The sequence below is a fragment of the Afipia massiliensis genome, from assembly GCF_014203115.1.
In the GTDB taxonomy this organism is placed as follows: domain Bacteria; phylum Pseudomonadota; class Alphaproteobacteria; order Rhizobiales; family Xanthobacteraceae; genus Afipia; species Afipia massiliensis.
In genome coordinates, this window is sequence record NZ_JACHIJ010000002.1 from 710,427 (window position 1) to 730,410 (window position 19,984).

Annotated in this window: 14 protein-coding genes; 1 reads left to right on the top strand and 13 read right to left on the bottom strand. The window is 60.5% G+C overall.

Annotated features, from left to right (window positions below; all coding sequences use genetic code 11):
* Positions 1 to 3 precede the first annotated feature (3 nt).
* The 9 genes from HNQ36_RS08375 to HNQ36_RS08415 all read right to left on the bottom strand — a co-directional run bounded on the left by HNQ36_RS08375 (position 4) and on the right by HNQ36_RS08415 (position 8,132).
* Entirely contained in the window at positions 4 to 303 is a 300-nt protein-coding gene (locus tag HNQ36_RS08375; protein ID WP_046826833.1) for a 50S ribosomal protein L23, read from the bottom strand.
* A complete protein-coding gene (rplD, locus tag HNQ36_RS08380; protein ID WP_184083775.1) occupies positions 300 to 920 on the bottom strand; it encodes a 50S ribosomal protein L4 in 621 nt (206 codons plus the stop codon). The genes HNQ36_RS08375 and rplD overlap by 4 nt, the downstream gene beginning before the upstream one ends.
* Positions 920 to 1,645, bottom strand: a complete 726-nt coding sequence (gene rplC, locus HNQ36_RS08385; protein ID WP_019196581.1) for a 50S ribosomal protein L3 — start codon at positions 1,643 to 1,645, stop codon at positions 920 to 922. Before rplC ends, rplD begins: the two co-directional genes overlap by 1 nt.
* 51 nt (positions 1,646 to 1,696) lie before the next feature.
* Positions 1,697 to 2,005, bottom strand: coding sequence for a 30S ribosomal protein S10 (rpsJ, locus tag HNQ36_RS08390; RefSeq protein ID WP_002712302.1), 309 nt, complete (start codon positions 2,003 to 2,005; stop codon positions 1,697 to 1,699).
* A 109-nt stretch (positions 2,006 to 2,114) separates the two neighbouring features.
* Complete coding sequence (tuf, locus tag HNQ36_RS08395; protein ID WP_184083777.1) at positions 2,115 to 3,305, bottom strand: elongation factor Tu; 1,191 nt, start codon at positions 3,303 to 3,305, stop codon at positions 2,115 to 2,117.
* Between the two features lie 37 nt (positions 3,306 to 3,342).
* A complete protein-coding gene (gene fusA / locus HNQ36_RS08400) occupies positions 3,343 to 5,415 on the bottom strand; it encodes an elongation factor G (RefSeq protein ID WP_184083779.1) in 2,073 nt (690 codons plus the stop codon).
* A 32-nt stretch (positions 5,416 to 5,447) separates the two neighbouring features.
* Positions 5,448 to 5,918, bottom strand: coding sequence for a 30S ribosomal protein S7 (gene rpsG, locus HNQ36_RS08405; protein ID WP_046826836.1), 471 nt, complete (start codon positions 5,916 to 5,918; stop codon positions 5,448 to 5,450).
* Positions 5,919 to 5,933: 15 nt separating this feature from the next.
* Positions 5,934 to 6,305 carry a 30S ribosomal protein S12 gene (gene rpsL, locus HNQ36_RS08410; RefSeq protein WP_046826837.1) on the bottom strand — a complete coding sequence of 124 codons (372 nt, stop codon included), beginning with the start codon at positions 6,303 to 6,305 and terminating at the stop codon, positions 5,934 to 5,936.
* Positions 6,306 to 7,001: 696 nt separating this feature from the next.
* Positions 7,002 to 8,132, bottom strand: coding sequence for a GNAT family N-acetyltransferase (locus HNQ36_RS08415; RefSeq protein ID WP_184083782.1), 1,131 nt, complete (start codon positions 8,130 to 8,132; stop codon positions 7,002 to 7,004).
* Positions 8,133 to 8,393: 261 nt separating this feature from the next.
* Here HNQ36_RS08415 and HNQ36_RS08420 point away from each other — a divergent pair, with 261 nt between their 5' ends.
* Positions 8,394 to 9,560: an FAD-dependent oxidoreductase gene (locus HNQ36_RS08420; RefSeq protein ID WP_184083784.1), complete on the top strand. Its 1,167-nt coding sequence runs from the start codon at positions 8,394 to 8,396 to the stop codon at positions 9,558 to 9,560.
* A 17-nt stretch (positions 9,561 to 9,577) separates the two neighbouring features.
* Here HNQ36_RS08420 and HNQ36_RS08425 read toward each other — a convergent pair whose 3' ends face one another.
* The 4 genes from HNQ36_RS08425 to rpoC all read right to left on the bottom strand — a co-directional run bounded on the left by HNQ36_RS08425 (position 9,578) and on the right by rpoC (position 19,882).
* Entirely contained in the window at positions 9,578 to 11,533 is a 1,956-nt protein-coding gene (locus HNQ36_RS08425; RefSeq protein ID WP_184083785.1) for an ABC transporter ATP-binding protein, read from the bottom strand.
* Between the two features lie 236 nt (positions 11,534 to 11,769).
* Positions 11,770 to 13,824, bottom strand: coding sequence for an FAD-dependent oxidoreductase (locus tag HNQ36_RS08430; protein ID WP_184083787.1), 2,055 nt, complete (start codon positions 13,822 to 13,824; stop codon positions 11,770 to 11,772).
* Between the two features lie 548 nt (positions 13,825 to 14,372).
* Entirely contained in the window at positions 14,373 to 15,497 is a 1,125-nt protein-coding gene (locus tag HNQ36_RS08435; protein WP_184083789.1) for a helix-turn-helix transcriptional regulator, read from the bottom strand.
* A gap of 185 nt (positions 15,498 to 15,682) precedes the next feature.
* Positions 15,683 to 19,882, bottom strand: a complete 4,200-nt coding sequence (rpoC, locus tag HNQ36_RS08440) for a DNA-directed RNA polymerase subunit beta' (protein ID WP_184083791.1) — start codon at positions 19,880 to 19,882, stop codon at positions 15,683 to 15,685.
* Positions 19,883 to 19,984 lie beyond the last annotated feature (102 nt).

Genomic DNA, 19,984 nt, shown 5'->3' on the forward strand with positions numbered 1-19,984 from the left:
GCCTTACAGTCCGGTGGTCACGTCGATGCGATGACCTTCTTCGAGGGTCACGATCGCACGCTTCGTATCCGACTGAGAACCGAACTGGCCGCGGAAGACTTTCGTCTTGCCCTTGCGAACCAGCGTGTTGACGCTCTTCACCTTGACGTCGAACAGCTTCTCAATCGCGTCCTTGATCTGCGGCTTGGTCGCCTTCGCCGCAACCTTGAACACAATCTTGTTGTGCTCGGAAGCGACGGTTGCCTTTTCGGTCACGACCGGAGCCACGATGATGTCGTAGTGGCGCACATCAGCGGTTGTCATTTGAAGCGCGCCTCCAACGCATCGAGAGCGGCCTTGGTCAGAACGAGCTTCTGACGGCGCAGAATGTCATAGACGTTGATGCCCTGAATCGGCAGCACGTCGATGTGCGGAATGTTACGCGCAGCGGTCGCGAAACCGGTGTTCACTTCGGCGCCGTCGATGATGAGCGCGTTGGTGATCTCCAGGCTCGAGAAGTGTCCGAGCAGCGCCTTGGTCTTGGCTTCCTTGAGATCCGCGTTCTCGATCACGATGAGACCGCCGTCCTTGGCCTTCGCCGACAGGGCGTGCCGCAAACCGAGCGCGCGAACCTTCTTCGGCAGATCGTGCGCATGGGAGCGAACGACCGGACCGAACGCACGGCCACCGCCGCGGAACTGCGGAACGCGAGCCGAACCGTGACGAGCACCGCCGGTGCCCTTCTGCTTGTACATCTTCTTGCCGGTGCGCCAGACTTCAGCGCGGCCCTTGGTCTTGTGGGTGCCGGCCTGACGCTTCGCGAGCTGCCAGTTGACGACGCGCTGGATCAGATCCTTGCGCGGCTCGAGACCGAAGATCTCGTCCGACAGCTGAACGGAGCCAGCCGACTTACCTTCCAGGGTTGTGACCTTCAATTCCATCACGCGCCCTCCTCTGCCGGTGCCGCTTCAGGAGCAGCGTCGGTTCCGCCAGCCAGCTTGAACTTGCCGGGCTTCGGCGCATCCTTCGGCAATGCTTTCTTCACGGCATCGCGCACGGTGATCCATCCACCCTTGGAGCCGGGAACGGCGCCTTCGATGAGCAGAAGTCCGCGCGCCACGTCCGTCTGGACGACGCGCAGGTTCAGCGTGGTGATCCGATCGACGCCCATATGGCCAGGCATCTTCTTGTTCTTGAAGGTCTTGCCGGGATCCTGACGGCCGCCGGTCGAACCGATCGAACGATGCGAGACCGAGACGCCGTGGGTTGCGCGCAAACCGCCGAAATTCCAGCGCTTCATGCCGCCCGCGAAGCCCTTACCGACCGAGGTGCCCGTCACGTCGACGAACTGGCCGACAACGAAATGGTCCGCCTGGATTTCAGCGCCGACCGGGATCAGCGAATCTTCCGAGACGCGGAATTCCGCGACCTTGCGCTTTGGCTCGACCTTGGCGACGGCGAACTGGCCGCGCTCAGCCTTCGGCAGATAGACGCTTTTGCGCGAGCCCGAACCGAGCTGCAAAGCGACATAACCATTCTTGTCAGTGGTGCGATGGCCAACAACCTGGCAATTGCCCAACTTGAGCACAGTCACAGGGATATGTTCACCGGTCTCCGTAAAGACCCGCGTCATCCCGACCTTTTGTGCGATCACTCCGGAGCGCATCGGCGTGCTTCCTGTCTTTCTGTCCGCGATCTGCGAACTTAACAAAAATTCTTACAGCTTGATCTCGACGTCGACACCTGCGGCCAGGTCGAGCTTCATCAGCGCGTCCACGGTCTGGGGTGTCGGATCGACGATATCGAGAAGGCGCTTGTGAGTGCGCATCTCGAACTGCTCGCGGCTCTTCTTGTCGACGTGCGGCGAACGGTTGACGGTGAACTTCTCGATGCGAGTCGGAAGCGGAATGGGTCCGCGAACCTGTGCACCGGTGCGTTTTGCCGTGTTCACGATCTCGCGGGTCGACGTATCGAGAATTCGATGGTCGAACGCCTTGAGACGAATGCGAATATTCTGGCCGTTCATTGCCGCTGTCTTTCTTGTCCGTCACGACCGGTCAGCCCGGCCATCCACGTTTTTATCAAGAGGGTCGTGAATGCCCGGTCTTCCGACCGGGCATGCGACGGATCGTTTGTTACTCGATGATGCTGGAGACGACGCCCGAACCAACGGTACGGCCGCCTTCACGGATCGCGAAGCGGAGCTTCTCTTCCATCGCGATCGGCACAATCAGGTGCACTTCCATCGCAATGTTGTCGCCAGGCATCACCATCTCGGTGCCTTCCGGCAGATGAACCACGCCCGTCACGTCGGTCGTGCGGAAGTAGAACTGCGGACGGTAGTTGGTGAAGAACGGCGTGTGACGGCCACCCTCTTCCTTGGTGAGGATGTAAGCCTCAGCCTTGAACTTGGTGTGCGGCTTGACCGAACCCGGCTTGCAGAGAATCTGGCCGCGCTCGACTTCCTCGCGCTTGGTGCCGCGAAGCAGCGCACCGATGTTGTCGCCAGCCTGGCCCTGATCGAGCAGCTTGCGGAACATTTCAACGCCGGTGACGATGGTCTTCTGGGTGTCCTTCAGACCGACGATTTCGATTTCTTCGCCAACCTTGATGATGCCGCGCTCGACACGGCCGGTGACGACGGTGCCACGGCCCGAGATCGAGAACACGTCTTCGACCGGCATCAGGAACGGTTGGTCGATCGGACGCGCCGGCTGGGGAATGTTTTCGTCAACGGCCTTCATCAGCGCCAGAACGGCGTCGTGGCCCAGAGCCGGATCCTTGTTCTCGAGCGCTGCGAGCGCCGAGCCGCGGATGATCGGAATGTCGTCGCCCGGGAAGTTGTACTTCGAGAGCAGTTCGCGAACTTCCATCTCGACCAGTTCGAGCAGTTCCGGATCGTCGACCATGTCGCACTTGTTCAGGAACACGACGATCGCAGGAACGCCGACCTGACGGGCAAGCAGGATGTGCTCGCGGGTCTGCGGCATCGGGCCGTCAGCAGCCGAAACGACCAGGATCGCGCCGTCCATCTGCGCAGCACCGGTGATCATGTTCTTCACGTAGTCGGCGTGGCCGGGGCAATCGACGTGAGCGTAGTGGCGGTTCGCCGTCTCGTACTCAACGTGAGCGGTCGAGATGGTGATGCCGCGCGCCTTTTCTTCAGGCGCCTTGTCGATCATGTCGTATGCCGTGAACGTGGCACCGCCCGTTTCCGCCAGAACCTTGGTGATCGCTGCGGTCAGCGATGTCTTGCCATGGTCGACGTGACCGATGGTGCCGATGTTACAGTGCGGTTTGTTACGTTCAAATTTAGCTTTAGCCATGACGTTCTCCGTTCAACTTTGACTTGCGTCAAAGAAATCAAGCAAACTTCTTCTGGACTTCTGCCGACACGTTGGCCGGCGCTTCAGCGTAGTGATCGAATTGCATCGTGAAGGTCGCGCGGCCCTGGCTCATCGAGCGCAGGTTGTTCACGTAACCGAACATGTTCATGAGCGGCACCATCGCGTTGACGACGTTGGCGTTGCCGCGCATGTCCTGGCCCTGGATCTGGCCACGACGAGAGTTGAGATCGCCGATCACCGAACCGGTGTAATCCTCAGGCGTCACCACCTCGACCTTCATGATCGGCTCAAGGAGGACCGACTTGCCCTTCTGCAGCGCTTCACGGAACGCAGCACGCGCCGCGATTTCGAAGGCGAGCGCCGACGAGTCGACGTCGTGATACTTGCCGTCCACGAGCGAGACCTTGACGTCGACCACCGGGAAGCCGGCAACGACGCCCGAACCCATCACGCTGTTGAGGCCCTTTTCGACGCCGGGGATGTATTCCTTCGGAACCGAACCACCGACGATCTTCGATTCGAACTCGTAACCAGCACCTGGCTCGTTCGGCTCGACCACGATCGACACTTCAGCGAACTGACCGGTACCGCCGGTCTGCTTCTTATGGGTGTACTTGACCTCGGCCTTCTTGGTGATCTTCTCGCGGAACGCCACCTGCGGCGCGCCAATGTTGGCATCGACCTTGTAGGTGCGGCGGAGAATGTCGACCTTGATGTCGAGATGGAGTTCGCCCATGCCCTTCAGGATGGTCTGGCCGGACTCGTGGTCGGTCGACACGCGGAACGAAGGATCTTCGTTCGCGAGCTTCGCCAGAGCGACGCCCAGCTTCTCCTGATCGGCCTTCGACTTCGGCTCGATCGCGATTTCGATCACCGGCTCCGGGAATTCCATCTTTTCAAGGATGACCGGATTGTTGGAGTCGCACAGCGTGTCGCCGGTACGAGCTTCCTTGAGGCCAGCCAGCGCAACGATGTCGCCGGCATAGGCCTCCTTGATGTCTTCGCGGTTGTTCGCATGCATCAACAGCATACGGCCGATACGCTCTTTCTTATCACGGGTCGAATTGACGACGCCGGTGCCGCTGACGAGGACGCCCGAATAGATGCGGCAGAACGTGATGGTGCCGACGAACGGATCGTCCATGATCTTGAACGCGAGCAGAGCCAGCGGCTCCTTGTCGTCGGCCTTGCGCACGACTTCGTTGCCGTCTTCATCGGTGCCCTTGATCGCAGGCACGTCGACCGGCGACGGAAGATACGCAACGACGGCGTCGAGCAGCGGCTGCACGCCCTTGTTCTTGAAGGCCGAACCGCACAGCACAGGATAGAACGCGCCGGTCAGCACCGCCTTGCGGATGAGCCGCTTCAGCGTCGCTTCGTCCGGCTCCTTGCCGTCGAGATAGGCAGCCATGGCGTCGTCGTCGAGTTCGACGGCGGCTTCAACGAGCTTCTCGCGATATTCCTTCGCCTTGTCGGCGAGATCGGCCGGGATGTCGACAACGTCGTACATCGCACCGAGCGCCTCGTTATTCCAGACGTAGGCCTTCATCAGGACAAGATCGACCATGCCCTTGAAGTTGTTCTCGGAACCGATCGGCAACTGGATCGCGACCGGCTTCGCGCCGAGACGATCGATGATGTCCTGCAGGCACTTGTAGAAGTCCGCGCCGGTCTTATCCATCTTGTTGGCGAAGACGATGCGCGGCACTTTATACTTGTCGCCCTGGCGCCAGACGGTTTCGGTCTGCGGCTCGACGCCCTGGTTGGAGTCGAGAACGCAAACGGCGCCGTCGAGCACGCGCAGCGAACGCTCGACTTCAATGGTGAAGTCGACGTGGCCGGGGGTGTCGATGATGTTCAGACGCTTGCCGTCCCAGAACGCGGTCGTAGCAGCCGACGTAATGGTGATGCCGCGCTCCTGCTCCTGCGTCATCCAGTCCATCGTCGCAGCACCTTCGTGCACTTCGCCGATTTTGTGGCTCTTGCCGGTATAGTAGAGGATGCGCTCAGTCGTCGTCGTTTTACCGGCGTCGATGTGCGCCATGATACCGAAATTCCGGTAATCCTCGATGGCATGAAGGCGGGGCATAGGAGCTTCCTTAATTTCCGTTCGTTTCGCCGTTACCAGCGATAGTGCGAGAAGGCACGGTTGGCTTCCGCCATCTTGTGCACGTCTTCACGCTTCTTGACCGCGTTGCCACGATTGTTCGACGCATCAAGCAGCTCAGCGGAGAGCCGCTCGGTCATCGTCTTCTCGTTGCGGCCACGCGCGGCCGTAATGATCCAGCGGATGCCCAGCGCCTGACGGCGCACAGAGCGAACTTCAACCGGCACCTGGTAGGTGGCGCCACCGACGCGGCGCGAGCGCACTTCGATGGTCGGCATGACGTTTTCCAAAGCCTGCTCGAACACCGGCAGCGGGCCCTGCTTGGTCTTGTTCTCGATCATCTCGAGCGCACCGTAAACGATGCTTTCGGCGGCAGACTTCTTGCCGTCATACATGATCGAATTCATGAACTTCGTGATGATGATGTTCCCGAACTTCGGATCCGGGTTCACTTCACGCTTTTCTGCAGAATGGCGACGCGACATCGATCAGATCCCCGATTACTTCGGACGCTTCGCGCCGTACTTCGAACGACGCTGCTTGCGGTTCTTGACGCCCTGCGTATCGAGGACGCCGCGGAGAATGTGGTAACGAACGCCGGGCAAATCCTTGACGCGGCCGCCGCGGATCATGACCACCGAGTGTTCCTGAAGGTTGTGGCCTTCACCCGGAATGTAGCCGATGACCTCGAAGCCGTTGGTCAGACGCACCTTGGCGACCTTACGAAGCGCGGAGTTCGGCTTCTTCGGAGTCGTCGTATAGACGCGCGTGCAAACGCCACGCTTCTGCGGCGACTGCTGCAGCGCTGGCACCTTCTTGCGCGACTTCTGCGCTTCGCGTGGTTTCGCGATCAGCTGGTTGATCGTCGGCATCGTTCACCCTTGTTCGCGCGAAACCTTATCGGCTCCGCAAATTCGTTCGGGGCCACCGCCCCACTCGCTTCACGTCTTCGGCCCACTGACCTCGCCTCGCGCGCTTGATCGCGCAAAACGAAATCACGCCAACCATTCATTGCTGAACGGAAAGCGCTTGACGCCACAGAGGACCGCAGCTCGCCTGTTCGGCTCACCGAGATCATGCATCCGAGACTGATCTCAGGAGCGATTGCTCTTAAGACCAAATATTGTCCTGGCATTGCCTGGCTAGTGCCGACAGCGTTTGAGCGACGTTCGTCGAGGTTGGTGCCGTTTCATCCCGTAGGGTGAAATGGTGGTCCGTTCCGACGTAAGAGAAGCTCACCGCCTGTCGTGAAGTGGCCGGGTTTTATAAGTCATGCGATGCCAAGTCAAGACTAAACGACATCGCAAAAGCGCAAGCGGCAGAGCCACTTCTTGCACTCTCAGCGAAACCCGAACGGGCTATTTATGACATACCGCGCGAATCCGCGCAGCGCCGATTCCGCTGATTCCACAGGCTGCTGATCTGGTCAGACGGAGAGCTTCCGAGCGCCTGTTTGGGGCGGGACAGACTGGCAACGGGCGCCACACCGGCAGACTTGCGGCGTCAAATTCAGAATAAATCTGTTATATTTCAACTATTTATACAGATTTTCGCGTAAATCACTCGCGCTATGACGATGGCGCCAACCGCCGCTTTGCCGGGCTTAGGGAGGTCGATCGCAACCAGTCCCGCAGGTCGCGCAGCCGCTCATAGCCGTACTGCCGGGCAGCCTCCATGCCGAACACCAGCGAACGGGTGGAGCCGACGTCGACCACCATGTCGACCATGGTTTTCCGGCCGGTCCAGATCTGGGCCATGAAACTCCCCTCCGCCGAGCACGAATCGATGGCCTGAACATCGGTCTCAGCGAAGAGCTGCTCGGTCATTTTGTCGACCAGCAGCACGCCAGGGGAATATTTGGCGAATTCGGCGTCGAACGCGATTTTCCACGTAAAGGCCGTGGTCCCGCAATACATCAGCACCTGGGCCGCGATGGCCCGCCCATCGAGGCGCAGCAGGGCCACCGAGGCGTTGCCCTCCGCCGCGAGGTCGCCAATCAGCCGCCGGGTGAATGCGGTATCCCGCTCGCTGCAGAGGATCGCGGTGCCCTTGTCGCCCTTCCAGCTCCGCTTTTCGAGATCGAGAAACTGTTCGTAAGCGGCCTTTGTCGCGTCCGCGGTGCGCTCGTTGACCATCTCCAGCCTGCCCAGAGCGGACAGCCTGTTCCAGTCCTGTCGCAGCTTCTTGCGGGTCGAGCCTGAATTCTTGACGCCCTTTTCGCGCGACACCGACGGCCGCAAACTCCGGGTGAGCGTCAGATGCGCGTGATGCTCGTCCGCGATCGTCTTTTGAATTGCCGCATAGGCCTGCGAGTCCGCATCCATTTCCTTCAGGCTGACCACATTCGGCAGCGCGGGGTTTTTGCGGATCGCGGCGAAGAATGCAGGCATGACTTCGGCGGCGAAGGCGGAATCGATCACCGGCGTCGATAAAAATGCGTAATTGAACGGGCGGGCTTCGAGCAGCGCCGGCCAGAGCATCATGACGTTGCGATGCTGCAAGGCCCAAAGCCCCACCAGCCGCGCGGACTCGACGCCCTCTTCCCATGCCAGCAGCACATAAACAGCCGCGAACATGGTGTCGAACGCAGCCTTGAGCGCCACCGGATTCATGAATGCATTGCCGGGCGCGCGGCGAATGAGATCATTCCACTGCGCGGTGAGGTCCTGGCCCGGCGTTGCGACGGTAACTGAAATCATGAGGGCCAAACCTGCGCCAATGCGCCTCGAAGCCGCATTCTCGCGGTACCTGATTGCGGGTGCACGACTGATATCCAAGAACCAAAAGCCGCCCCGGAACATTAGTGCTGCGACCGCACGACGCAGGCAAGTCGCAACCATTTTAATCGTTAATACACGTGTTTCTGCAGCATTCGCTTAACCAACCGTTCACCATATTTCGTTCAAGCTTTAGTCGAGTTTGCAGCCGCGGTGCTAAGTACCTCGAAAGAGGCCAAAAACATGCGGCATACGGACATCGCCATCATTGGTGGCGGGCTTGCCGGATCGACGGCCGCCGCGATGCTTGGCCGCGCCGGCATTTCCGCGATCCTGGTCGATCCTCACAAAATCTATCCGCCTGACTTCCGCTGCGAAAAGCTCGGCGGCTATCAGCTCGACCTCCTGCGCAAGACCGGAATTTCGGATGCGGTGCTTGCCGCCACCACGCTCGACCGCAGCGCCTGGACCGCCCGGCTGGGACGCCTGCTCGACAAAAAGCCCAGTGATCAGCACGGCATCATCTACGACGACCTCGTCAACGCCGTCCGCCGCCAGATTCCGGACAGCGTCGATTTCATCGAAGCCAAGGTCACAGCCGTCGCAACCAGTCCCGATCGCCAGACGTTGACGCTATCAAATGGCGAAGAAATTTCCGCGCGGCTGATCGTGCTGGCGAACGGCCTGAACATCGGCCTGCGCCACACCCTCGGCATCGAGCGCGAGGTCATTAGCCCCTGTCATTCCATCACCGTCGGATTCAATGTCGCACCGGTGGGCCGCGACACGTTCGAATTTCCCGCCCTGACCTATTTCACGGAAAACTCGGCGGCGCAGATGTCCTATCTGACGCTGTTCCCGATCGGCTCCGCCATGCGCGCCAACCTCATGGTCTATCGCGGCATGGATGATCCGTGGCTGCGGCGCATGCGCCAGACGCCCGAGAATGCCATTCACGAGCTGATGCCGAACCTTCGCGCTCTCTCCGGCGAGTTCAAGGTCGATGGTGTGATCAAGATTCGCCCGGCGGACCTGTACGTCACCAAGGGGCACCGGCAGGCCGGCATCGTTCTGGTCGGCGACGCGTTCTGCACATCGTGCCCTGCTGCCGGCACCGGAACCGGCAAGGTGTTCATGGATGTGCAACGGCTGTGCAACGCCTACATCCCGGCGTGGCTGGCCAGCACGGGCATGGACACAGCAAAGATCTCGCAGTTCTACGACGATCCGGAAAAGTGCGCCAACGACGCCTCCTCACAGCGTCAGGCCTACGACCTGCGTTCGATTTCCATCGATACCGGTTTGTCGTGGCATCTGCGGCGCTGGACCCGCTTCCTGCATCGCGCCGTGGTCGGCGCGTTGCGTCATACGCGCGAAACGCTGTCGGTCCGGCGGACGGCGCAGCCGTAACGGCTGCCCCTCACCGGTCAATCGTCGTCATCATCGTCGTCGTCATCCTCGGTGGGATGATGCGACTTGTGAAGCTGGTCGTCCCATAGCTTCCGGTACATGCCGTTAGCCTTGAGCAGTTCGGCATGCGGGCCGCGCTCGATGGCCTGGCCGTTGCTGATGACGATGATTTCATCCATGTCGACTACCGACGTCAGCCGGTGGGTCGAGAAGATCATGGTGCGGCCCTTGGCGACCTTCAACAGCGTGCGGTTGATCGCGGCTTCCGTGGTCTGGTCGAGCGCCGACGTCGCTTCATCGAGCAGCAGCACCGACGGGTTGCGCACGATGGCACGCGCGATCGCGATGCGCTGGCGCTGGCCGCCGGACAACGTGTCGCCCCGCTCGCCGACCACCGTGTCGTACTTCTGCGGCAGCGTCATGATGTAGCGATGGATCTCGGCCTTCTTCGCCGCATCCACGACCTCGGCGTCGGTCGCGCCTTCCTTGCCGAGACGGATGTTCTCGCGGATCGACATGTTGAACAGCATGTTTTCCTGAAACACCACAGCCATGCTGTTGCGCAGCGAGTCGCGCGTCACCTTGCGAATATCGACGCCGTCGATGGTCACCTTGCCTTCGCTCGGTTCGTAGAGACGCAGAATGAGATTGAGCAGCGTGCTCTTGCCGGACCCGCTCGGTCCCACGATGGCGATATTCTTGCCGACGCCGATCTTGAGCGAGAGACCGTCGAGCACCGCGGCGTCACTTCCTTCATACTTGAAGACGACACGGTCGAAGTTGATGTTGTCGGTGATGCGCGGCAGATCCGGCGCGCCGGGCCGGTCGGCGCCGCAGGTCGGCTCGTCAAGGAGTTCCTCCATGTGCCGAACAGAGGCGGCGGCCTGGATAGCGACCGGAATAAAGTGCATCAGATGCGCGATGTTGTAGGAAATTTCCCAGAACGCGCTTTCGAAGGTAACGAAGGTGCCGATCGAAATCTTGCCGATGGTGGCGAGATAGGCGCCGATCGCCAGCACGATCAGATGCAGCAGCAGCACCGACACCGTGACGGTGCGCTCCACCATGGTTGAGAGAAACGTCGCGTCCGCCATCGAGCGGCGCGCCGCGTTGTTGCGGAAGGTGAACCAGCCAAACGCCTTGCGCTGCAGGCCGAAAGCCTTCACCACCATCTGCGCCGCGACATTCTCCTGCACCACGCCGAGGATCGCGGATTCGTTGACCTTCTGCTCGTAGTTCGCCTGCACCGCCTTCGGGGTCAGGATGCGCGGACCGATCAGCGTGATCGGGAAAATCAGCAGCGCCACGGCCGCCAACTGCCAGTTCAGCCAGATCATCAGCCCGATGCCGGCTATCAGTTCGAGGAACGGCAGCATCGCGCCGTTGGCGAAGTGCTTGATCGAGGATTCGTAGCCCGCCATGTCGACGGAGAACCGCGACAGGATCTCGCCGCGCTTGGTGCGTCCGAAGAACGCGGCAGGCAGATTCTGGACATGCGAGAAAAGCCGCCCGCGAACATCGGAGATGACGGCGGCGGCCAGCCGCGCATCCCAGCGCTCGTACCAGACCGCCACAATAGAGGTGATGATGCCGGCGACGGCCAGCACGGTCAGAATGGTGTAGAGCGCCTGGAAGTCTTCCTCGCCGAGCGCGTCGTCGATCAGGAACTTCAGGCTGAGCGGCATGATGACGTTGAACAACGTCTCGATGAAAAGACCGATCGCGACGAAGCTGAGCCAGGTCTTGTAGTTGCGCAGTTGCGGCCAGGTAAACCGCCACAGCGTTGCGAACGCGCCCGCGGCCTCGCTCGCGGTATAGGCGACGAGATCCTCGTCGTCGTCATCGTCGTCGATGTCGTCCGGGTCCGGCGGTGCCGGAATATCGGCCGCTGCGGCAAGGCGCGCAGCTTCATCATCGAGCGGCTTGCCCGACTCTGGCTTGTCGGTATCCGGGGTGGGCGGCTTGGTCGACATCTAAAACCGTCGCTGCACGGCCAAACGGCCGCAATCACTTGTCGCAGCGGCCGGATGGCCGGTGCGTCCCTAGTGTCCTGAATCCGAAGTTCGCTTCACTTTGCAGCATCTTCCATAGCGAACTTCGGATTCAAAAGGACACTAGAAATTATAATTCTAGTGTGGTTTTGGTTCGCAAGTCCGCAAATGGAGGTGCTGTAGAGATGATGAGGACTTGCGAACCACCACACTAGCGATTAGTCGTCGTCCGCAATCTTGTCAAAGAACGAATAGCGCAGGCTGTCCGCGTCGGCGTACCAGTCGCCCGGCCCCTTGTTGGCTGCGAGCGTCGCATCCCATACCGCGTCTGTAGTGTCACACCGATGCATGGACAGGTCGAAACCGTTGCCAAAGAACAGCTCGGACCATTCCCACCAGGTACCCAGTTTCTTGACACCGCGTAGCAGATCGTAACGATCGATCAGCGCGGGCACCATGTCGCTGGTGACCGATCCGAACACGAAACCAGTCTTCACCACGCGGTTGAGCTCGCGCACGGCGCGCTTCACCTGTTTGTCAGATACATGACACAGGCTGGTTTCGAACACGAAGTCAAACTCGCCCGCCTTGAACGGCAGTTTCGTGAGCGAGCCAAGCTTGTTGTACTTGCGCAGCGCCTTCGGCGTCTTGCCGTGAATGTAGCGGTTGTTCTCGACGCCCCAGGCATCGATGCCGCGTTCGCGCAGCGCGCCGACCAGTTCGCCGCTCGCCGACCCCGCAACCAGCAGCTTGTAGCCCTTGGCACGATTCCAGACGATCTTGATCAGGTTGGTGAGATAGTCCGGATCAGTGAACTTGCTCCAGACCTCGCCGTAGGGACCCTGGTTTCGATAGTTGTCGAAATAGGCGCGGTCGATCTTGTCGGACGGCACGTTGCCGCCCTCGCCGCGCTCGTAGCGCAGCTTGATCATCTGCGTCAGGATGATGTCGGTGGCGGCGTCCGAGGAATCCAGCAGGCCGTTCAGCGTCGAATCGAACAGATAGTCGCCGACGACGACCAGACCCGGATGCTCGTGCGGCTCGGGGTGATGATTGGTCATCACATCGCGCGCAGGCAACCCGCCCGGAATGCTGTTCACCGACGACAGCCAGCGATGGGTCTTGCCCTCCAGGAAATGCGCGCGCGCATTGCCGAACGACTTCGGCAGCGACTTGATCGCCGCGTCGATCAGTTCCTTGTCGCTGAGATTGGCGAAGGCCAGCGCATCGGAGCCCGGGATCAGCCAGTTCAGCACGCCGTGGCGGCCGACATCGTGCCGCGCGCCTTCGACATAGACGCAGCAGCCGCCGAACGCCTCGGACATCCACCACGCGCCGGGCACCTTGTCGCCCCAGAACGGTTCGTCGAACAGGATCGAGACCCGCAGATAGTGCGCGGGACGATCGAAATAGGCGATGTGCTTCACCATCGAATGGCGCAGCAGCTCGCCGTCCCAGCGCATGGTGGTGAGCCACGAATGCGGCAGGCACATCACCACGAGATCGTGCTCCTTGGTGATCGGCCCCTTGCCGTTCATCATGTTGATGGCATAGCGCCCGGAGTCTGCCTTGCCGACTTTCAGCACGCGGTGGTTCAACTGGATGTCAGCCTCGATCTCGCTCTGCAGGCTGTGGATCAACTGCTCGTTGCCGTTCTGGATCGAGTAGAGGCCGATGTAGCCCTCCACATCCATCACAAAGTTCTTCAGCGCATTGAGGCCGTTGGTGTTGTGTGGTTCGGTGGCGATGTCAGAGCGCGCCATGACCTTCAGGAAGCGTTTGGCGACCGGATCGGCCACCTCGCGATCCAGCAGTTCTTCGGCGCTGATGTACGCCCAGGGATGCTCGTTGTCGTGCGCGCCGACGCCTTCATAGTATTCGATCGGCGACACCATGCCGGCGCAGAGCTTGCGGAAATCCTCGATGGCTTTCGCGGTCTGCGCTCCGTACTTGCGGCGCATGCCCGGCACGTCGTCCAGCAGTTCGCCGTCGATCTGCACCTGCTCGGCGTCCATCGGGATGGTCTGCAATCCGAAATGCTGAACCAGCTCACGCAGTGGGTCCGGCCCCGTCATGGAGTAGTCGTAGATTTCGGCGACGCCCGCTTCGTACATGGCAGGCGCGGTGTCGAATTTTTTCGTCAGGACTTTGCCGCCGACCCGATCGGAGGCCTCGTAGATGGTGATACGGCAGAGCGCCCCAAGCTTCTTCTTGAGGTACCACGCACTCATCAGCCCGCCTGGGCCACCGCCGACTATCGCCAGATCGAGCATGCTGTCCTTCGCCCCTCGCCGGCGTTCCTGAAATACCGCCGGTCTAACTCTGCCTAAACAAATGCGTTTTTCATCTGAAGGGAAGATGAACAAACCACGATCCGAAGCGAAAAAGGCTGAATGTGCGGAAATCTGGGGTATTTCCCGACGATTTTGGCCGGATTCGCCGGATCAGAAGCCATGGGCTTGGGCGGATTAGCCATGTCGGTTCCGCGGAGCGGAATACTCCGGCAAAGAAAATGGGCCGGCAAGAGCCGACCCATGGAAGATGAAACTCACTATCCGGAGCCACGAACACCAAAATAATCACCGCGAGGCGATCATGTCCTATGGCTTCAAATTATCGCGCCCTTTGTATGCCCTGCCCCAAATCGTGTGCACGTCTTGGTTGGTCACAGAATGGCCACAGACTAAGACGGTGACGGTATGTTTCATCCCCCAAATGGGTGAAAGCTGTCCGACGTACCCGCCAAAAGAGCGAGTTGTTCTGCCAACTTGGGCTTATTCGACACGAGACTTCAGTCACCAAGCCTCTCGTTGATGAGCCTCTACTTGATAACGAGTCTCGCCATCATGGCGGCGAGCTCGCTCTGGCGCGACACGCCGACCTTGGAAAACACCCGTTTCAAAACCGAGCGCGCGGTTTCTTCGGCGATGCCGAGCCGCTCCGCAGCATCCTTCGGCGACAGGCCGGAGCCGACCAGCGCGGCAATGCGGGCTTCCCCCAGCGTCACACCGAGAACATCGCGGATCAGCGTCGGATCAGGAACGCCGTCCGCCGTCGGGTTCATCAGAAGCACGATCGCCCGCGCCCGTGTCAGAAAACCATTGCCCACATTCTTCGCCGGGATCGGCAGCACATACAGCGCCAGCGGCCGGCTGGCGTTCTGCCGATGGACCAGGATCGGTTTGGTTTCCTGCGACAGCATAATCCTGTTGCCATCGAGAGCATTCCGGATCGCGGCCACCGCCTCTCCGCTCGCTGCCGGATTCGCCAGCACCAGACGATCGTTCACGATGTTCAATCCGTCGCCGAGCAGCGCCTGAGAGGCCGCGTTGGACGACACCACGCGGCCCATCGAATCCAGCGCAAACACGCCGATTCCAATCCGGGCCATCGCCGTACCCATACCGGCATTAACGGCTTGTGAGTCCATCAAGTGAATGCTCAGTCGCAGCGACGTTTCTACATGCGGAGCAAGCCGCTCCAGCATGTTCAACTCTTCTTCCGAGTATTCCGGGCGGCCGATCGCGCGCTGCACGCTCAACGCAACTTCAATATGAGGGTCCGGAGAGACCGTCGCGGCGGCAAAGTAGCGCAAGCCGTGTCGCCGCAGAAAATCATTGTAGAAAGGATCGTTTTCGACGTCCTCGGGAGACACAACGTCGCGGTCGGTAATGACGTCGCGTTTGAAGAAGTAACCCCGTTCGCGCGCGCGGATCGCGCGAAGATCGCGATCGCTCCAGCCTGCGGCGTAGTCCGCGCTCACCTCCCTGAGCGATGGCGATTCAATGACGCCGAAGCTGCCGTCGTCCCTTCCGTAAATAAGGATCGCCCCGACATCGTCGAAGCATCTCGTGACGACCTCGAGAGTTGACGGCCAACGCGATGGCTCGGCTGCCGCCGCGTAGATTGCTTCAATCGCCGCAATGAGACGGTCTTGCTGCTGCAAATGGGTCCTCGATGTCGCGAAACGTCAAAACTGAAATCTTCAAGTATCTGGTGGAACCGGCGAAAAGCCGGAAGACAGTCACAGTACGTTAGACACTCGGCGCGCTGAAATAGTTCCTCATCATAAACAAAAAGGCCGCCCTGGGGCGGCCTTTCTTCACGGCTGACACGCCAACTGGCATGAAACTATTCCGCAGGCGGCAAAGCCAGCGGTTCCGCTTCCGGAGCAGCCGGCGTGATCGCCGCCTGCTTCTCGCGCTCGTCGAGGATCAGCTTGTCGCGCTTGGTTGCGACTTCGCGGATCTTCGCCATCGAGGCGCCGGTACCGGCCGGGATCAGGCGGCCGACGATGACGTTTTCCTTGAGGCCTTCGAGCGGGTCCACCTTGCCGTTGACGGCAGCTTCGGTGAGCACGCGTGTAGTCTCCTGGAACGACGCCGCCGAGAAGAACGACCGCGTCTGCAGGCTCGCCTTGGTGATGCCGAGCAGCACCGGGTTTCCGGTTGCGATCTTCTTGCCTTCGTCCTTGGCCTTGGCGTTGATCTGGTCGAATTCGATCTTGTCGATCTGCTCGCCCGAAATCATGTCGGTCTCACCCTGATCGGTGATCTCGACCTTCTGCAGCATCTGACGAACAATCACTTCGATGTGCTTGTCGTTGATGAGCACGCCCTGGAGCCGGTAAACTTCCTGGATTTCGTTGACCAGATAGGCAGCGAGTTCCTCGATACCCTTGATCGCCAGAATGTCGTGCGGCGCCGGATTGCCTTCGACGATGAAATCGCCCTTTTCGACGATGTCGCCGTCCTGCAGATGGATGTGCTTGCCCTTCGGAATGAGGTACTCGCGAGTCTCCTCGTTCTTGTCGACAGGCTCAATCGAAATGCGACGCTTGTTCTTGTAGTCACGTCCGAAGCGGATCGTGCCGCTGATTTCCGCGATGATGGCGGCATCCTTCGGCTTGCGGGCTTCGAACAACTCGGCAACACGCGGCAAACCGCCGGTGATGTCGCGGGTCTTGGCGCTTTCCGTCGAAACACGGGCAAGAATGTCGCCGGCCTTGACCTTGGCGCCGACGTCCACCGACAGAATGGCATCGACCGAGAGCATGTAACGGGCGTCACCGCCGCGCGCCAGCTTCAGCACCTTGCCGTCCTTGCCCTTGACGACGATGGCGGGACGCAAATCCGCGCCACGGCCGGTCGTACGCCAGTCGATAACCACGCGCTTTGCGATACCGGTGGATTCGTCGAGCGTTTCCGAGATCGACTGACCTTCGACCAGATCCTCGAATGCGATGATGCCTTCGACTTCGGTCAGGATCGGGCGTGAGTATGGATCCCACTCCGCGATGCGCTGGCCGCGCTTGATCATATCGCCGTCGTCGACGCGCATGCGCGCGCCGTACTGAATGCGATGCGTCGCACGCTCGGTGCCGTCCGGATCAACAACCGCAATGACCATGTTGCGGACCATGGCAGCGTTGAAACCTTCGCTGTTGGTCGCGATCGCCTTGTTCTTGATGACGATCTTGCCGTCGAAGTTCGACTCGATGAACGACTGCTCGTTGATCTGCGCCGCGCCACCGATGTGGAACGTACGCATGGTGAGCTGCGTACCCGGCTCGCCGATCGACTGCGCGGCGATAACGCCGACAGCCTCGCCGTGATTGACGGGCGTACCGCGGGCGAGATCGCGCCCGTAGCACTTGCCACAGATGCCGTTGACCAGTTCGCAGGTCAGCGCAGAGCGGATCTTCACTTCCTGGATGCCGGCCTGCTGGATGGCGTCGACGTGCGTCTCCTCCATCAGCGTGCCACGCTTGACCACCACCCTGTTGGTGGCGGCATCACGCAGATCCTCGCCCGCGGTGCGGCCGAGAATGCGCGACGCCAGCGAGGCAACGACCGTGCCCGCGTCGATGATGGCGCGCATCTTGATGCCAAGCTTGGTGCCGCAATCGTCCTGCGTGATGATGCAGTCCTGCGCCACGTCCACCAGACGACGGGTAAGATAGCCCGAGTTAGCAGTTTTCAACGCCGTATCCGCGAGACCCTTACGGGCGCCGTGGGTGGAGTTGAAGTACTCCATAACCGTAAGGCCTTCCTTGAAGTTCGACACGATCGGCGTTTCGATGATCGAGCCGTCCGGCTTGGCCATCAGGCCGCGCATGCCGGCAAGCTGACGCATCTGGGCCGGCGAACCGCGCGCGCCCGAGTGAGCCATCATGTAGATCGAGTTGATCTGGGAATCTTCGCCCTTCGCGTTCTTCTTGACGGACGAAATTTCCTTCATCATCTGCTCGGCGATCTTCTCCGAGGCTTTCGCCCAGGCGTCGACCACCTTGTTGTACTTTTCGCCCTGCGTGATCAGGCCGTCGTTGTATTGCTGCTCGAAGTCCTTCGCCAGCGTGCGGGTGTCATCGACGATCTTCCACTTGCCGTGCGGAACGACCATGTCGTCCTTGCCGAACGAAATGCCCGCCTTGAAGGCGTTGTAGAAGCCGAGCGCCATGATGCGGTCGCAGAAGATCACCGTCTCCTTCTGACCGCAGTGACGGTACACCTGATCGATCACGCCGGAGATTTCGCGCTTCGTCATCAGCTTGTTGATGGTGTCGAAGGGCACCTTGCCGTGCTTCGGCAGAACCTGCCCGAGCATGACGCGGCCAGCGGTGGTGTCGTAGATCTTCGAGATCGTCTTGCCTTCCTCGTCGATACCGGTCCACCGATACTTGATCTTGGTGTGCAGGTGGATGACCTTCGAGAACAGCGCATGCTCGATCTCCGCCATGTCGCGGTAGACCTTGCCTTCGCCCTGCAGGCCTTCGCGCAGGATCGAGAGATAGTAGAGACCCAGCACGATGTCCTGCGACGGCACGATGATCGGCTGACCGTTCGCGGGATGCAGGATGTTGTTGGTCGACATCATCAGGACGCGCGCTTCCAGCTGCGCTTCGAGCGACAGCGGAACGTGCACGGCCATCTGGTCGCCGTCGAAGTCGGCGTTGAACGCCGCGCAGACCAGCGGATGAAGCTGGATCGCCTTGCCTTCGATCAGCACAGGCTCGAACGCCTGAATGCCGAGACGATGCAGGGTCGGCGCGCGATTCAGCAGCACCGGATGCTCGCGAATGACCTCGTCGAGAATATCCCAGACCTCGGGACGCTCCTTCTCAACGAGCTTCTTCGCCTGCTTCACGGTGGTGGACAGGCCCTTGGCGTCGAGCCGCGAGTAGATGAACGGCTTGAACAGTTCGAGCGCCATCTTCTTCGGCAGGCCGCACTGATGCAGGCGCAGTTCCGGACCGACGACGATGACCGAACGGCCCGAGTAGTCGACGCGCTTGCCGAGCAGGTTCTGACGGAAGCGGCCCTGCTTGCCCTTGAGCATGTCGGCGAGCGACTTCAGCGGACGCTTGTTGGCGCCGGTGATGACGCGGCCGCGGCGGCCGTTGTCGAACAGTGCGTCGACGGCCTCTTGCAACATGCGCTTTTCGTTGCGGATGATGATGTCCGGCGCACGCAGTTCCATCAGCCGCTTCAGGCGGTTGTTGCGGTTGATGACGCGGCGGTACAGGTCATTCAGGTCGGAGGTCGCAAAGCGGCCGCCGTCGAGCGGCACCAGCGGACGCAGGTCCGGCGGAATCACCGGCACCACCGTCATGATCATCCACTCCGGCTTGTTGCCGGACACGCGGAACGCTTCGACGATCTTCAGGCGCTTGGCGAGCTTCTTGTGCTTGATGTCGGACTCAGTCTCGGCCATCTCGGCGCGAAGCTGACCATCGAGCTTCTCGAGCTCAAGCCCCTTCAGCAGTTCACGGATCGCTTCCGCGCCGATCATGGCGGTGAAGCTGTCCTGACCGTACTCGTCCTGGGCACGGAGATACTCTTCCTCAGACAGCAGCTGACGGTCCTTGAGCGCGGTGAGACCCGGCTCCAGAACGACGTAGTACTCGAAGTAAAGAATGCGTTCGAGGTCTTTCAGCGTCATATCGAGCAGCTGGCCGATACGCGAAGGCAGCGACTTCAGGAACCAGATGTGCGCGACCGGCGCGGCCAGTTCGATATGGCCCATGCGCTCGCGTCGGACGCGCGACAGGGTCACTTCGACCGAGCACTTCTCGCAGATGATGCCCTTGTACTTCATGCGCTTGTACTTGCCGCAAAGACATTCGTAGTCCTTGATCGGCCCGAAGATGCGCGCGCAGAACAGGCCGTCACGCTCCGGCTTGAACGTGCGGTAGTTGATGGTTTCCGGCTTCTTGATCTCGCCGTAGGACCACGACAGAATCTTCTCAGGCGAAGCGATCGAAATCCGGATCTGGTCGAAGACCTGGGCCGGAGTCGTCGGATTGAAGAGATTCATAATTTCTTGGTTCATCGTATTCTCCTCGCGTGCCGATCGTCACCGGCAGCAAATTCGAAAATCGTCTGTCGTCTCGCGCCCCGCTCAACGTCCGAGCAAGGCGAGATGCCCGGCATG